The sequence below is a fragment of the Methylobacterium ajmalii genome, assembly GCF_036448855.1.
In the GTDB taxonomy this organism is placed as follows: Bacteria; Pseudomonadota; Alphaproteobacteria; order Rhizobiales; family Beijerinckiaceae; genus Methylobacterium; species Methylobacterium ajmalii.
Map to the genome: position 1 here is coordinate 326,530 of NZ_JAZFXT010000026.1, position 15,425 is coordinate 341,954.

The 15,425-nt window shown below is 70.0% G+C and carries 12 protein-coding genes and 1 tRNA gene; 10 read left to right on the forward strand and 3 right to left on the reverse strand.

Going from position 1 to position 15,425, the window contains the following annotated elements; genetic code table 11:
• The first annotated feature begins 290 nt into the window (after positions 1-290).
• From rnr to rpmG, 5 genes are all read left to right on the forward strand, one after another.
• Positions 291-2,618, forward strand: coding sequence for a ribonuclease R (gene rnr, locus V3T34_RS13155; protein ID WP_407942700.1), 2,328 nt, complete (start codon positions 291-293; stop codon positions 2,616-2,618).
• The gene (locus V3T34_RS13160; RefSeq protein WP_407942701.1) at positions 2,615-3,154 is read left to right on the forward strand and encodes a DUF983 domain-containing protein; all 540 of its coding nucleotides are present in this window, start codon (positions 2,615-2,617) and stop codon (positions 3,152-3,154) included. The genes rnr and V3T34_RS13160 overlap by 4 nt, the downstream gene beginning before the upstream one ends.
• Positions 3,108-3,848: an NUDIX hydrolase gene (locus V3T34_RS13165; RefSeq protein ID WP_060845475.1), complete on the forward strand. Its 741-nt coding sequence runs from the start codon at positions 3,108-3,110 to the stop codon at positions 3,846-3,848. Before V3T34_RS13160 ends, V3T34_RS13165 begins: the two co-directional genes overlap by 47 nt.
• 72 nt (positions 3,849-3,920) lie before the next feature.
• The gene (locus V3T34_RS13170; protein ID WP_060845476.1) at positions 3,921-5,090 is read left to right on the forward strand and encodes an MFS transporter; all 1,170 of its coding nucleotides are present in this window, start codon (positions 3,921-3,923) and stop codon (positions 5,088-5,090) included.
• 183 nt (positions 5,091-5,273) lie between these two features.
• A complete protein-coding gene (gene rpmG, locus V3T34_RS13175; RefSeq protein WP_060845477.1) occupies positions 5,274-5,441 on the forward strand; it encodes a 50S ribosomal protein L33 in 168 nt (55 codons plus the stop codon).
• 86 nt (positions 5,442-5,527) lie between these two features.
• On the opposite strand, the gene V3T34_RS13180 is transcribed toward rpmG, so the two are convergent.
• Both V3T34_RS13180 and V3T34_RS13185 read right to left on the reverse strand, forming a co-directional pair.
• The gene (locus tag V3T34_RS13180) at positions 5,528-6,007 is read right to left on the reverse strand and encodes a hypothetical protein (protein WP_060849163.1); all 480 of its coding nucleotides are present in this window, start codon (positions 6,005-6,007) and stop codon (positions 5,528-5,530) included.
• 218 nt (positions 6,008-6,225) lie between these two features.
• Positions 6,226-7,671, reverse strand: a complete 1,446-nt coding sequence (locus tag V3T34_RS13185; protein ID WP_305076415.1) for a multicopper oxidase family protein — start codon at positions 7,669-7,671, stop codon at positions 6,226-6,228.
• A gap of 181 nt (positions 7,672-7,852) precedes the next feature.
• Between V3T34_RS13185 and V3T34_RS13190 the strand changes: the two genes are divergently transcribed.
• The 5 genes from V3T34_RS13190 (at position 7,853) to lon (ending at position 14,502) form a co-directional block, all read left to right on the forward strand.
• A tRNA-Leu gene (locus V3T34_RS13190) sits at positions 7,853-7,937 on the forward strand.
• 141 nt (positions 7,938-8,078) lie between these two features.
• Positions 8,079-9,500, forward strand: coding sequence for a trigger factor (gene tig / locus V3T34_RS13195; RefSeq protein WP_305076548.1), 1,422 nt, complete (start codon positions 8,079-8,081; stop codon positions 9,498-9,500).
• A gap of 112 nt (positions 9,501-9,612) precedes the next feature.
• Complete coding sequence (locus V3T34_RS13200; protein WP_048427128.1) at positions 9,613-10,242, forward strand: ATP-dependent Clp protease proteolytic subunit; 630 nt, start codon at positions 9,613-9,615, stop codon at positions 10,240-10,242.
• Between the two features lie 295 nt (positions 10,243-10,537).
• Complete coding sequence (gene clpX, locus V3T34_RS13205) at positions 10,538-11,809, forward strand: ATP-dependent Clp protease ATP-binding subunit ClpX (RefSeq protein WP_048427129.1); 1,272 nt, start codon at positions 10,538-10,540, stop codon at positions 11,807-11,809.
• 269 nt (positions 11,810-12,078) lie between these two features.
• Positions 12,079-14,502, forward strand: coding sequence for an endopeptidase La (gene lon, locus V3T34_RS13210; RefSeq protein WP_091883234.1), 2,424 nt, complete (start codon positions 12,079-12,081; stop codon positions 14,500-14,502).
• A 95-nt stretch (positions 14,503-14,597) separates the two neighbouring features.
• Here lon and V3T34_RS13215 read toward each other — a convergent pair whose 3' ends face one another.
• A complete protein-coding gene (locus V3T34_RS13215) occupies positions 14,598-15,002 on the reverse strand; it encodes a Ros/MucR family transcriptional regulator (RefSeq protein ID WP_091883237.1) in 405 nt (134 codons plus the stop codon).
• Positions 15,003-15,425 lie beyond the last annotated feature (423 nt).

Below are 15,425 nucleotides of genomic sequence, written 5' to 3' on the forward strand. Positions count from 1 at the left end.
GCTGACATTATGGTCAAGGCAACTGGCGCGAAAATCTGTTTTCGATTGTCGACCGTTTTGAAGCGAATGATTAACGATGTTTTGCAGGAGTAACCGATTCGACTGCCTGTCTGCTTGTCTGGTACGCCGGAATGCTGTGACGACCGACCTGCGGCGATCCTGCTCCGGGATCACGCCCCGCCCGCGGGAGCCGACCGTTGCCCCGTGGCCGCACTCGGCCCATATTTCGCAGGAGCGGCCGCGGCTCGCCCGCCGGGCCTTGAGCGCGTCACGCCGCCTGGATCGAGTTGTTGGCCAAGAGACTTCACCCCGGGGACCATCCCCAGGCGGGCCCTTCCCCGAAGAGCAAGCCCGCGCACGCGCCGCTGCCCACCCGCGAGGCGGTGCTCGCCTTCATCGAGGATTCGCCCCAGAAGGTCGGCAAGCGCGAGATCGCGCACGCCTTCGGGATCAAGGGCTCCGACAAGATCGAGCTGAAGCGCCTGCTCAAGGAGATGCAGGAGGAGGGCGCGATCGAGAAGGACCGCGCCGGCCTGCGCAAGGCCGGCCGCCTGCCCCCGGTCGTGGTCGCCGACATCGACAGCCGGCGCGACCGCGACGGCGAATTGCTGGCGCGGCCCGCGCAGTGGGACCCGGAGGCCGGACCCGCCCCCGTTATCACCGTGCTGACGCCGCGCGGGCGCCGGGCCGACGGGCCGGCGCCGGGCACCGGCGACCGGGTGCTCGTCAAGGTCGAGCCCGACGGCGACACGCCCGGGCGCTACCTCGGCCGGGTCATCAAGGTGATCGGCCGCAACAAGGCCGAGACGCTCGGCGTGTTCCGGGCGCTCCCCACGGGCGGCGGGCGCATCGTGCCCGTGGACAAGAAGGCGCAAGGGCGCGAGATCGCGGTGCCGCCGGGCGGGGAGGGCGACGCGCTGGACGGCGACCTCGTCACCGTGGCGCTCGGCCGCGAGGACCGCTTCGGGCTGACGCAGGGGCGCGTCAAGGAGCGCCTCGGCAGCCTCGGCTCCGAGAAGGCGGTCAGCCTGATCGCGATCCATGCCCACGGCATCCCGCACGTCTTCCCGCGCGAGGTGCTGGCGGAGGCGGACGCCACCCGCGAGGTCGGCCTGGAGGGCCGCGAGGACTGGCGCGAGCTGCCGCTGGTCACCATCGACCCGCCGGATGCCAAGGACCACGACGACGCCGTGATGGCCCTGCCCGATCCCGATCCGGCCAATCCGGGCGGGTTCGTGATCACCGTCGCCATCGCGGACGTCGCGGCCTATGTCCGGCCCGGCTCCGCCCTCGACCGCGAGGCGCTGATCCGCGGCAACTCGGTCTACTTCCCCGACCGGGTGGTGCCGATGCTGCCCGAGCGGATCTCGAACGACCTCTGTTCCCTGCGGCCCGGCCAGGACCGGCCGGCGCTCGCCGTGCGGATGATCATCACGGCGGAGGGGCGAAAACTTCGCCACAGCGTCCACCGGGTCATGATGCGCTCGCGCGCCAAGCTCGCCTACGCGCAGGCGCAGGCCGCGATCGACGGCCGGCCCGACGAGGTGACGGGCCCGATCCTCGACGGGGTGCTGCGCCCGCTCTGGGCCGCCTACGACGCGCTGGCCGTCGCCCGCGACGCCCGCGGCCCCCTGGCGCTCGACCTGCCCGAGCGCAAGGTGATCCTCAACGCCGAGGGCGGGGTCGACCGGGTGATCGTGCCGGAGCGCCTCTCCGCCCACCGGCTGATCGAGGAGTTCATGATCCAGGCCAACGTCGCGGCGGCCGAGGTCCTGGAAGCCGCGCGCCAGGCCCTGATCTACCGCGTCCACGAGGAGCCCTCGCTCGAGAAGATGCGGGCGCTCGGCGAGGTGATGGCCTCGATCGGCCTGAAGCTTCCCAAGGAGGCGAACCTCCGCCCGGCCCTGTTCAACCGCATCCTCGGCATGGTCGAGGGCAGCGAGCACCAGCTCTTCCTCAACGAGGTGGTGCTGCGCTCCCAGGCCCAGGCGGTCTACGCCGCCGAGAATGCCGGCCATTTCGGCCTGGCGCTCCGCCGCTACGCCCACTTCACCTCGCCGATCCGGCGCTACGCCGATCTCGTCGTCCACCGCGCCCTGATCCGGGCCCTGCGGCTCGGCGACGACGGCCTGCCGTCGGGCATGGAGGGCGGTGCGCTCGCCGAGATCGGCCAGCAGATCTCGGCCGCCGAGCGCCGCGCCATGGCGGCGGAGCGCGAGACGATCGACCGCCTGATCGCCCACCACCTCGCCGACCGGGTCGGCGCGACCTTCGCGGGCCAGGTCTCGGGCGTCACCCGCTCGGGGCTGTTCATCAAGCTCGACGAGACCGGGGCGGACGGCTTCGTGCCGATCTCGACGCTCGGCGCCGAGTATTTCCGCCACGAGGAGGGCCGCCACGCCCTCGTCGGCGAGCGCACGCGCCAGACCTTCCGCCTTGGCGACAAGGTCGAGGTGCAGCTGATGGAGGCCGCGCCGGTGGCCGGGGCCCTGCGCTTCGCGATCGCCGGCGGCGACCGTACCGCAGCCCCCGCGCCGGCCCGCGGCGGGCCGCGCAAGGGCCGGCCGGCGCCCGAGCGCCGCGAGAGCCTGACCAAGCGCCGCGGGAGACGCGCATGATCGAGATCCATGCCGGACCCGCCGCCGAGCCCGTGGGCGGGGCCCGCCCGCCCGCGGTGGCGCAGGCGCCGGAGCAACCGTCCTGGGCGCTCGCGATGTGGCGCGGCTTTCGCAACCGCTGCCCGCATTGCGGCGAGGGGCGCCTCTTCCACCGCTTCCTCAAGGTGCGGGAGGCTTGCGAATCCTGCGGGATGGAGCTGCATCACCACCGGGCCGACGACCTGCCGCCCTACCTGGTGATCTTCGTCGTCGGACACCTCGTCGGCTGGGCCGTGCTCGAGACCGATATGCGCTACGACGTGCCGCTCTGGCTCCAGATGACGGTCTGGCCGACGGTCGCTCTCGTCGCCTCGCTCCTGCTGCTCCAGCCGACCAAGGGGGCGGTGGTCGGGCTGCAATACGCCCTTGGCATGCACGGCTTTTCCGCGATACGCCGCGCCGGGGCCCGCCCGGTGGACGGGCCGGCCCGGAACGAGACGGAGACGCGCCATGGCGGCGGGACCGACGCACGACCCATCGGCTCCGGCCGCGCCTGAACGCAAGGCGCGCCCGCTGCGGATCCGCAACGCCGCGACGCTGATCATCCTCGACCGCTCGGGCGAGCGGCCGAAGGTGCTGATGGGCAAGCGCCACGCCGGCCACAAGTTCATGCCCGGCCTGTTCGTGTTTCCGGGCGGCCGGATCGAGCTCGGCGACCGCTCCATGCCGGTCGCCGGCACCCTCAACGACCGGGCGGAAGCCGCGCTCGCCGAGCAGGTCCACCCGCCGCTGTTCCATCTCGGCCGGGTCCTGGCGCTCGCGGCGATCCGCGAGACCTACGAGGAGACCGGGCTGATGATCGGCTCCCTCGATTACGGCCCGCCCGAGATGGCGCCGCCCGGCGCCTGGTCGGCCTTCCGCGAGGCCGGGGTGATGCCCGATCTCGAACTGCTGCAGTTCGTCGCCCGGGCGATCACCCCGCCCTCGCGTCCGAAGCGCTTCGACACCCGGTTCTTCGCCGTCGACCGCGAGGCGGTGGTAGCCGAGACCCCCGGCATCGTCGGCCCCGATTCCGAGCTGACCGAGCTCGCCTGGGTCGACCTGACCGAGGCGCGCCGGCTCGACCTGCCGCGCATCACCGGCATCGTCCTCGACGAGCTGGAGGCGAGGCTCGAGGCGGGCTTCTCGCCGATGCTGCCGGTGCCGTTCTTCCGCGACGTCGACGGCGAGCACACGAGGGTGGAGCTCTAGGAAGCGGGCCGCAGGGTGGTCTTCCAGGGGCGGCTGGTCCATACGGACCCGCCCTGCCGGCGACCCCGCGTCATGACCAGCCTTCCCTCCGATTCCGAATTCGGGCGTGCGCGCCTCGCGGCCATCGCGGCGGCCATCGCCTGCGTGGCCGTGGTCGGCATCGGGCTCAGCCTGTCGATCCCGCTCCTCTCCCTGGAGATGGAGCGGATGGGCCTCTCCAACACCTGGATCGGCGTCAACACGGCGGTGGCCGGGGTGGCGAGCATCGTCGTCCTGCCCTTCGTGCCGCGGGTGGCGGCGCGGCTCGGGGTGATGCCGCTCCTGCTCGGCGCCATCGCGGTCGCGGCCGTGGCGCTCCTTGGCTTCCGGGCGGTGCGCGACTTCGCCTGGTGGTTCCCGCTCCGCTTCGTGTTCTCGGCCGCGCTCGGCGTGCTGTTCGTGCTCTCCGAGTTCTGGATCAACCAGGCGGCGCCCCCGACCCGGCGTGGGCTGGTGATGGGCGTCTACGCCACCGTCCTGGCGCTCGGCTTCGCCATCGGCCCGGCCCTGCTGCGCTTCCTCGGCACCGCCGGCTGGGCCCCGTACCTGGCGGGGGCGGCCCTGTTCTGCGCCGGCACGCTGCCGCTCTTCCTCGCCCGTGACCTGTCGCCGGAGATCCCGCGCAAGGGCGGGCGCGGCTTCCTCGGCTACCTGCGGGTGGCGCCCTCGGCGACGCTCGCCGCCCTGATCTACGGCGCGGTCGAGACCGGGGGCTTCGCCATCCTGCCGATCTACGGCCTGCGCCTCGGCCTCACGGCGGAGCAGGCGGCCGGGCTCGTCAGCGTCGCGGCGCTCGGCAACGTGCTGTTCCAGATCCCGGTCGGGCTGCTGGCCGACAAGGTGGACAAGCGCCGGCTCCTGCTCGCCGCCGCGTTCTTCGGCGCCCTCGGCGCCGCCGCGCTCCCGCTCGGCGCCGACGACGTGCGGCTGCTCGCCGTCATCCTGTTCGCCTGGGGCGGCATCGCCGGCACGCTCTACACCGTCGGGCTCGCCCATCTCGGCGCCCGCTTCGACGGTGCGGCGCTGGCCGGCGCCAACGCGGCCTTCCTGGTCCTCTACAATATCGGGCTGGTGCTCGGTCCGCCGCTCGTCGGCGGCGGGATGGACCTCGCCTCGCCGCACGGCTTCGCCTGGGCGCTGGCCCTGCTCTTCGTCGCCTATCTGGCGGTGGTCGGCGGGCGGATGATCCGGGCCGCGCCGTGAGAAGCGGCGCCGCGTCGCGCGGGCTTGACGCGGACGGCGCGTGCCCCGGGAGCGTCGGGCCGCCGGGCTTGACGCCCGCGGGGTGATGGGGCAGGAAGGCGCCGCGTTCTGGCCGGGCCTGCCCGGCCGTTTTGCGTTTCGGTCTTCCGGGCGCAACCCCCTTTCATCATACGAGGTCGCGCCATGGCCAAGGCCGTCACCATCAAGATCAAGCTGCTCTCGACCGCCGATACCGGCTTCTTCTACGTCACGAAGAAGAACTCGCGGACCAAGACCGACAAGCTGTCGTTCAAGAAGTACGACCCGATCGCGCGTAAGCACGTCGAGTTCAAGGAGACCAAGATCAAGTAATCCTTGGTCTTCTGAGGTTGGGCCGCCTTCGCGCGGCGTGAAAAAGGCCGCCCGCCAGGGCGGCCTTTTTCCGTTGCGGGTCCGGCTCAACCGAACAGGAGCAGGGTTCCCGGCAGGGCGACGAGGCCGGCGGCGCCAGCGTAGGCGAGCCACAGGCCCGGTCGGCGGGCGGCGAGGCGGCGCAGGCGCTTGGCGGTCGGGCCGGCCTTGACGCTGCGCCCGTTCACGCAGGAGCAGAGCAGGCGGTGGGCCTCGCCGGTACTCAGGCCGAAGAAGCGCCGCGCCTCCCCGAACGTGTCGTCGGCAAGCCCGTTCGCCCGCAGGACCGGGTCGGCCGCGGCGAGTGCGAGGGGCGAGTTGTCGGCCCGGATGCCGGCGCGCATCCCCCGCGGCACGAACTCGATCTCCTCCAGGGTGAGGAAGCTGCGGTCCGGGTCGCGCTCGAGGATCGTGGCGAAGCGTTCGAGCCGGGCCCGGCGGCCCTCGAGGACGGGATCGTCGAGGAGGGGCGGGACCGTCCCGATATCGGCGATGTCGCGGATGTGGCGAAGCGGCTGATGTTCCATGCTGGGCACCTCGTCGATGCGCTGCAGGCCGGTACGCACTGCTGCGACCGAGCATGCGCCCAGCATTCCGCCGATGCATTCACCGGCGTTAACACGTTTTCTCGATCGGACGACTGCCAAGTCTCAAGCAAAGTCCGGCATGTCGACCCGCATCAAGGACTTGGATGCGGGCCGAAAGCTTGGCGGACGCGCGAGGTGCGACCGCCCGACGCAGGCGGTCAGCTGACCTCGAACCAGCCCCACAGGCCGGTATCGAACCGCTCGAGCGCCGTCGCGCTGACGAGCCACTTCCCTGGATTGTCGGCCAGGAAGGCGATTCGGGCGGTGCGGCCCTCCAGCAGCTGGAACGTGTCGAGCCAGTAGGGCTCCCAGCCGTCGTCGAGGGGATGGAGCAGGCGGAAGGCGTGGCCATGCAGGTGGAGCGATTGCGGGAAGGCCGTGGTGTTGGTGAGCGCCAGCACCACCGCGGTGTTGCGCTTGACCGTGAACAGGGGAGGGTTCTCGGCCCGGCCGGCGGCGCCGTTGAGCGTCCAGATCCGGGTCGGGTCGCCGGTGAAGGCCGGGGCGGCGTCGGGCTTGGCCTTGTCGAAGGTCGCCCCGCCGGCGATCGCGATATCGCGCCGGAAGGCGTTCTGGAGCTTGATCTCCGGCGGCAGCAGCTTGTTCTCGCCGATCGGCGCGACGGCGGGGCGCGCCGCCACCGGCTCGCCCTTGGCGATGATGCGGGCGAGCGGCATTCCGGCGCCGATCAGCGCCACCACGGCGCCTGCCGGCTCGGCGGCGCCCGGCACGTCGAGCAGGATGTCGTAGCGGGTGCCGGGCGGGAAGGGCAGGGTGGCGCGCAGGGGCTCGAACGTGTCGGTCGGCTGCCCGTCGACGGCCGCCACCCAGGCCTTGAGCCCGTCGAAGCGGATCCGGGTCGCCCGCGCGTTGCAGGCATTGGCGAGGCGCAGCCGCAGCCGCGTGCCCGGCGCCGCCTCGATCGTCTCCGGGGCGGGCCGGCCGTTGATCGTCAGCGCGTTGCCGAGCCGGCCGGAACTCGCCGCGAAGGCCGCCTGGCCGAACGGCGCGAGCGTGCCGTCGGCTTCCAGGCGCCAGTCCTGCAAGAGGAGCGGCACGTCGCGGTCGACGACCGGCGGGGTCTTCTCCTCGACCGCCAGCATTCCGGCGAGACCCCGGCCAGAGGGCTCGCTCGCCCCCCCGACCACGAGCGGCCGGATCAGGAAGGTGCCGGCATCCGGCGGGGTGAACTCGTAGACGAAGCTGCCGCCCGGCGCGACCGGGGCCTGCGTCACCCCGCCGACCCCGTCCATGGCGTTGCGGTTGCGCACCCCGTGCCAGTGCAGCGACAGCGGCTTCTCGGTCCTGTTCTCGAGGCGCAGGCGCACCGCCTCGCCGAGCTTGACCCGGATCACCGGAGGGGCGGACCGGCCGTCGAAGGCCCAGACCGGGGTCTCGGGCGCGGGCTCCGGCTTGAGCCGGGCGCGGGCGGCCTGCGCGGTCAGGGGCCGGGCCTCCGCCCCGGGGCCGGGCGCGACCGCGGCACCCGGCGCAGCGGTACCGGCCTGCGGGGCGCCGCCCTGCGCCCGGACGAGGGCGGGCGCGAGCGAGAGCGCGGCGCCGGCAAGCAGCGCGCGGCGCGAGGGCGGCAGGGACGACGGCATGGCACCTCGCTCTGTGCGGGAGAAGGGCGGTCCGCGGGCGGGATGGGCCCGGTGACGGCGAGCCGCCTTGTAGCCGGGGTGCGGACGCGGGGCGAGGCCGGGCCCAAAATTCTTGCTGCGTGACCGATCCACCATGCTATAGAGCCGCGCCCGGGTGCGTACAGCGCCGGGCGCGAGCGTCGCGGGCGTGGCGGAATTGGTAGACGCGCTGGATTTAGGTTCCAGTGACGAGAGTCGTGGGGGTTCGAGCCCCTCCGCCCGCACCATCTCCGCCAGGCGACACGACGGATTGGGTTCAAGCAGCAGGGCCGGCTCCTTGTCCTGAGGGTCCCGTCGCACGGTGCAAGCCAGCGCCGTCCGGGTCCGCAGCCAGGCCGGATTCGAGAGCGCAAGGCGGAATGACGACGATGCAGGTGACCGAGACCAAGTCCGAGGGGCTCAAGCGCGAATTCCAGGTGGTCGTGCCGGCGGCCGAGCTGGAGACCCGGCTCGCGACCGAGCTCGACGGGATCAAGGGCAAGGTGCAGATCAAGGGCTTCCGCCCGGGCAAGGTGCCGGTCGCCCACCTGCGCAAGGTCTACGGCCGCTCCGTGATGGCCGACGTCGTCCAGAACGCCGTCAACGAGGCCAACCAGAAGATCGTCGAGGACAACAAGCTGAAGCTCGCCCTCGAGCCTCAGATCCAGATGCCCGAGGACAAGGACCAGATCGAGAAGGCGCTCGACGCCAAGGCCGATCTCGCCTTCACGATCGCCCTCGAGGTGATGCCGAGCTTCGACCTCGTCGACCTCTCGGACGTGAGCCTGACCAAGCAGGTCGTCACCCCGTCGGACGAGGAGGTCGCCGAGACCATCGAGCGCATGGCCTCGGCCAACCGCCCGTTCGAGGACCGGCCCGAGGGCCAGTACGCCGAGTCGGGCGACCGCCTCACCATCAACTTCACCGGCCGCATCGACGGCACCCCGTTCGAGGGCGGCACCGGCGAGGACATCAACCTCGACCTCGGCTCGAACACCTTCATCCCGGGCTTCGAGGACCAGCTCCTCGGCGCCAAGGTCGGCGACGAGCGTCTCGTCAAGGTGACCTTCCCGGAGAGCTACGGCGCCGAGCACCTCGCCGGCAAGGAAGCCGAGTTCGACGTCGTCGTGAAGGCGATCAAGCTGCCGGGTGAGCTCAAGATCGACGACGAGCTCGCCAAGAACTTCGGCATGGATTCCCTCGACGCCCTCAAGGACGCCGTGCGGACCACCATGGGCCGCGAGTACGAGGCGGCCTCGCGCCAGAAGCTGAAGAAGGGCCTCCTCGACGCCCTCGACACCCGCTACTCGTTCGAGCTGCCCCCGAGCCTGGTCCACCAGGAATTCGCCGCCGTGTGGGCCCAGGTCGAGCAGGACCTCAAGAACCGCGGCAAGACCTTCGAGGACGAGGACACCACGGAGGAGAAGGCCCGCGAGGAGTACCGCCGGATCGCCGAGCGCCGCGTGCGTCTCGGCCTGGTGCTTGCGCAGGCCGGCGAGAGCGCCGATATCAAGGTCTCGGACGACGAGGTGAATCAGGCCCTGATCGCCCGCGTCCGCCAGTTCCCCGGCCAGGAGCAGCAGGTCTGGGATTTCTACCGCAAGACCCCGCAGGCGCTCGCCGAGCTGCGCGCCCCGCTGTTCGAGGAGAAGGTGGTTGACCACGTCCTCGGCCAGGTGAAACTGGTCGAGGAGCCGGTCTCCAAGGAGGCGCTGTTCGCCGACGAGGACGACGCCGAGGAGGCCAAGGCCGACAAGGCCAAGGGTGATTCGGCCGAGGCCGCTCCCGCGGGTGAGTCCAACCCGGCCTGATCCCGGTCGGCCCCCTCGAACGGGCGGCGGACGGGGGCCTGCGAGGTCGTTCGTTATCGCCGCTACCCCGGCCGCCTGGAGGCGGCCGGGTTCCGTTCAGAGGGCCAGTGAGATGAGAGATCCGGTCGATTATTACAACAGCGCGCTCGTGCCCATGGTGGTCGAGCAGTCGAGCCGCGGCGAGCGTGCCTTCGACATCTATTCGCGCCTGCTGCGCGAGCGCATCATCTTCCTGACCGGTCCGGTCGAGGACTATTCCGCGTCGCTGATCGTGGCGCAGCTGCTGTTCCTCGAGGCAGAGAACCCGAAGAAGGAAATCTCCTTCTACATCAACTCGCCGGGCGGCGTGGTCACCTCCGGCCTGTCGATCTACGACACGATGCAGTTCATCCGCTGCCCGGTCGCCACGCTCTGCGTCGGCCAAGCCGCCTCGATGGGCTCGCTGCTGCTGGCCGCGGGCGAGGCCGGCCACCGCTTCGCGCTGCCGAACGCCCGGATCATGGTGCACCAGCCCTCCGGCGGCTTCCAGGGCCAGGCCACCGACATCCTGATCCATGCCCGCGAGATCGAGGCCCTGAAGCGGCGCCTCAACGAGATCTACGTGAAGCACACCGGCCGCGAGTACGAGGCCATCGAGCAGGGCCTGGAGCGCGACAACTTCATGACCGCCGACGCCGCCAAGGAGTGGGGCCTCATCGACGAGGTGCTCCAGAAGCGCGCCGAGGCGCCGGCCCAGGCGTAAGCGATCCCTTGCGGCGGCAGGCCCTCATGTCTCCGGGGGAACCCCCGGCATGGCGGGGCCTGCCCCACAAGGACGGGGCCGCCCTCGATGTCGGGCCCACCGATGCGGCCATTTGGCGGGAGCCTGTCGCATCGGTGGGATTGATCCGGCGGTGGCTGCGTGTTTGCATCGCGATTCTGCACCGGGCGCCCGGCGGCGCGGGAGGCGGTGACTGTTTCTTTAGCCGGGCGCCACTATCTAAAAGCGATGCGGTCGCGTCCCCGGGGCGGGGCCGGTCGGGGACTTGGAGACCCATATGAGCAAGGCTGGCGGCAACGACTCGAAGAGCACGCTGTACTGCTCGTTCTGCGGCAAGAGCCAGCACGAGGTTCGCAAGCTGATCGCGGGCCCGACCGTCTTCATCTGCGATGAGTGCGTCGAGCTGTGCATGGACATCATTCGCGAGGAATCGAAGTCCTCGCTGGTGAAGTCGCGGGACGGCGTACCGACCCCGAAGGAGATTCGGCGGGTCCTGGATGACTACGTCATCGGTCAGGACTTTGCCAAGAAGGTCCTGTCGGTGGCTGTGCACAACCACTACAAGCGCCTGGCGCACGCGACCAAGCACAACGACGTCGAGCTGGCGAAGTCCAACATCCTGCTGATCGGCCCGACCGGGTCGGGCAAGACCCTGTTGGCCCAGACCCTGGCCCGCATCCTCGACGTGCCGTTCACGATGGCGGACGCGACGACGCTGACCGAGGCCGGCTACGTCGGCGAGGACGTCGAAAACATCATCCTCAAGCTGCTCCAGGCCTCCGACTACAACGTCGAGCGGGCGCAGCGCGGCATCGTCTACATCGACGAGATCGACAAGATCTCGCGCAAGTCGGACAACCCCTCGATCACCCGCGACGTGTCGGGCGAGGGCGTCCAGCAGGCGCTGCTGAAGATCATGGAGGGCACGGTGGCCAGCGTGCCGCCGCAGGGCGGCCGCAAGCACCCGCAGCAGGAATTCCTCCAGGTCGACACGACCAACATCCTGTTCATCTGCGGCGGTGCCTTCGCGGGGCTGGAGCGGATCATCTCGGCCCGTGGCAAGGGCACCTCGATCGGCTTCGGCGCCACCGTCCAGGCACCGGACGACCGCCGCACCGGCGAGATCTTCCGCAACGTCGAGCCCGAGGATCTGCTGAAGTTCGGCCTCATCCCGGAATTCGTCGGCCGCCTGCCCGTGCTGGCGACCCTCGAGGACCTCGACGAGACCGCCCTCAAGCGCATCCTCCAGGAGCCGAAGAACGCCCTGGTCAAGCAGTACCAGCGCCTGTTCGAGATGGAGAACGTCGACCTGACGTTCCAGGAGGAGGCGCTCAGCCTCGTCGCCCGCAAGGCGATCGAGCGGAAGACCGGCGCCCGCGGTCTGCGCTCCATCCTGGAGAGCATCCTGCTCGAGACGATGTACGACCTGCCCGGCCTCGACTCGGTCGAGCAGGTGGTGATCGGGCCGGAGGTCGTCGACGGCAAGTCGCGGCCGCTCTACATCCACGGCGACCGCGGCAAGGAGACGCCGGCCAGCGCCAGCGCCTGACGACGACGAGAGGCCGCCGCCGAAACGGCGGCCTCTCGCGTGAGAGGCGCCCGCCTGCGACCGGGTGGCATGGTGCTTGAAAGCGGCGCCCCGGAAAGCCACCTGACAGTCAACGCGGCGGCCGCATGCTCACCCTACACGAGGTGCGGTGCCGCGACCCGGCCGCTCTCTCGTTTCCGACCCCCGCGGCCCGGTCGGCCCCCTGCGTTCCTCCTGCTTGTCCCCATGAGGGGAGGGACCTGGGCGTCACCACACAAGGAAGTCAGTCAATGACCCAGCCGAAATCGCGCCAGCCCGTCGTCCCCGGCACGAGCGGGACCTACGCGGTCCTGCCGCTGCGCGACATCGTGGTCTTCCCGCACATGATCGTGCCGCTCTTCGTCGGGCGGGAGAAGTCGATCCGGGCGCTCGAGGAGGCGGTCCGCACCGACCGGCACATCCTGCTCGCCACCCAGGTCAACGCCACCGACGACGACCCGGCGACCGACGCGATCTACACCATCGGCACCCTCGCCAGCGTGCTGCAGCTGCTCAAGCTGCCCGACGGCACCGTGAAGGTGCTGGTCGAGGGCGGCGGCCGCGCCAAGATCCAGGACTTTGTCCGCTCCGACGAGTACTACGCCGCCGAGGCCGAGGTGCTGCCGAACGATCTCGGCGACAAGATCGAGGCCGAGGCGCTCGCCCGCTCGGTGATCTCGGAGTTCGAGAACTACGTCAAGCTCAACAAGAAGATCTCGCCCGAGGTGGTCTCGGCGGTGATCCAGATCGACGAGCCCTCGAAGCTCGCCGACACGGTCGCCTCGCACCTCGCCGTCAAGATCTCCGACAAGCAGGCGATCCTCGAGATCCCGACCGTCGCCCAGCGGCTGGAGCGCGTGCTCTCGCTGATGGAGAGCGAGATCTCGGTGCTGCAGGTCGAGAAGCGCATCCGCACCCGCGTCAAGCGGCAGATGGAGAAGACCCAGCGCGAGTACTACCTGAATGAGCAGATGAAGGCCATTCAGAAGGAACTCGGCGACGAGGACGGCCGCGACGAGCTGGCCGAGCTCGAGGACAAGATCGAGAAGACCAAGCTGTCCAAGGAGGCGCGCGACAAGGCGCTGGCCGAGCTGAAGAAGCTGCGCCAGATGTCGCCGATGTCCGCCGAGGCGACGGTCGTGCGCAACTACCTCGACTGGATGCTCGGCATCCCGTGGGGCAAGCGCTCGAAGATCAAGAAGGACCTGCCCGGCGCCCAGGCCATGCTCGATTCCGACCACTTCGGCCTCGACAAGGTCAAGGAGCGGATCGTCGAGTACCTAGCGGTACAGCAGCGTGCCAACCGGCTCGCCGGACCGATCCTGTGCCTCGTCGGACCGCCCGGCGTCGGCAAGACCTCGCTCGGCAAGTCGATCGCCAAGGCCACGGGCCGCGAGTTCGTCCGCATGTCGCTCGGCGGCGTGCGCGACGAGGCCGAGATCCGCGGTCACCGGCGGACCTATATCGGCTCGATGCCCGGCAAGATCGTGCAGTCGATGCGCAAGGCCAAGACCTCGAACCCGCTCATCCTGCTCGACGAGATCGACAAGATGGGTATGGATTTCCGCGGCGATCCGTCCGCGGCGCTCCTCGAGGTGCTGGATCCGGAGCAGAACGGCACGTTCAACGACCACTACCTCGAGGTCGACTACGACCTGTCGGGCGTGATGTTCGTGACGACCGCCAACACCCTCAACATCCCGCCGGCCCTGCTCGACCGGATGGAGGTGATCCGCATCGCCGGCTACACCGAGGAGGAGAAGGTCGAGATCGCGCGCAAGCACCTGATGCCGGGTGCGCTGAAGAAGCACGGGCTCGAGCCGAAGGAATGGTCGATCAGCGATGACGGCCTGATGCTCCTGATCCGCCGCTACACCCGCGAGGCGGGCGTGCGGAACCTGGAGCGCGAGATCTCCAACCTGATCCGCAAGGCGGTGAAGGAGATCCTGATGTCGGGTGTGAAGAGCGTGACGGTCACGGCCGACAACCTCGACACCTTCCTCGGCCCGGCGAAGTTCCGCTACGGCGAGATCGAGACCGACGATCAGGTCGGCGTCGTGACGGGTCTGGCCTGGACCGAGGTCGGCGGCGAGCTGCTCACGATCGAAGGCGTCATGATGCCCGGCAAGGGCAAGATGACGGTGACCGGCAACCTGCGCGACGTGATGAAGGAGTCGATCTCGGCGGCGGCGTCCTACGTCCGCTCGCGGGCCGTCGATTTCGGCGTCGAGCCGCCGCTGTTCGATCGCCGTGACATCCACGTCCACGTGCCGGAGGGGGCGACCCCGAAGGACGGGCCGTCGGCCGGCATCGCCATGGCGACCGCGATCGTGTCGGTCATCACCGGCATCCCGGTGCGTCGCGACATCGCCATGACCGGCGAGGTGACGCTGCGGGGGAGGGTGCTGCCGATCGGCGGTCTCAAGGAGAAGCTGCTCGCGGCGCTCCGCGGCGGGATCAAGATCGTGCTGATCCCCGAGGAGAATGCCAAGGACCTGGTGGAGATTCCCGACAGCGTGAAGAACGGGCTCGAGATCGTGCCCGTGGCGCGGATGGACCAGGTTCTCCAGCGGGCCCTGATCCGGATGCCGGAGGCGATCGAGTGGGACGAGCCGCTGCCGAAGGCTGCACCGGCGCGGACCGAGGACGATGCCTCGGGGGTTCTGGCGCACTGACCGGCCTGCCCCCGACGAGGGTCTGACATGACGGAGCCCCCGGACCGATGGTACGGGGGCTCCTTTCGTTCACGGCAATAAGTGAGCGCTTCGCCTCAGGCGCTGCGACGACGGCCGAGACCGCTGTTCTTCGCCAGCTCGGAGCGCTGCGCGGCGTAGTTGGCGGCGACCATCGGGTAATCGTGCGGCAGACCCCACTTGCGGCGGTACTCCTCGGGGGAGAGGCCGCGGGTGGAGAGGTGGCGCTTGAGCGATTTGTACTGCTTCCCGTCCTCGAGGCTGATCAGGTAGTCCGGGGTCACCGTCTTCTTGATCGGCATCAGCGGGGTCGGCTTCTCCGGCTCCACCGCCTCGACGTTGCCGAGCCGGCTCAGCGACTGGTGCACGGCGCTGATCAGGGCCGGCAGCTCGGCGATCGGTAACGAGTTGTTGGACACGTAGGCCGACACGATATCGGCAGCGCGTTCAACCAGGTTGGTTTCTTGGTCTTGGTCCAGCATTCAATCGACTCCGGTGATCGAGTGATCGCCCCATGCGTTCTGGGACGCCGCAGGTCAACGTTTCATTTCGAGAATGCGGCGGAATCACGCCTCCAAAGTGCCGGTGTGCACGTCCGATGACGCTCGATCGTCTCGCATCGTGACCGATTACTGACCCATGCGCTGGCGTAATACAGCCGATGCGCAGCAGCGCGGCGGGAGACCGTTCCGGGGGTGGCGGTGGACGCTCGGCGAGAACGAAAAACCGAAAGGGGAGGGGAGTCCGTCGTCAGGCTTTCACGAAACCGGTTGACGGGCCGAAACCCGGAGCCTATACGACCACTCATCGGCGCCGGCCGCGACAGCGGCCCGGGCGCTGAGCCATCTTCGAGACAGTCCGGGCTGGCAAGCCTGACCTTGGTCAGGCGCTGGTCCTGTTTTCGC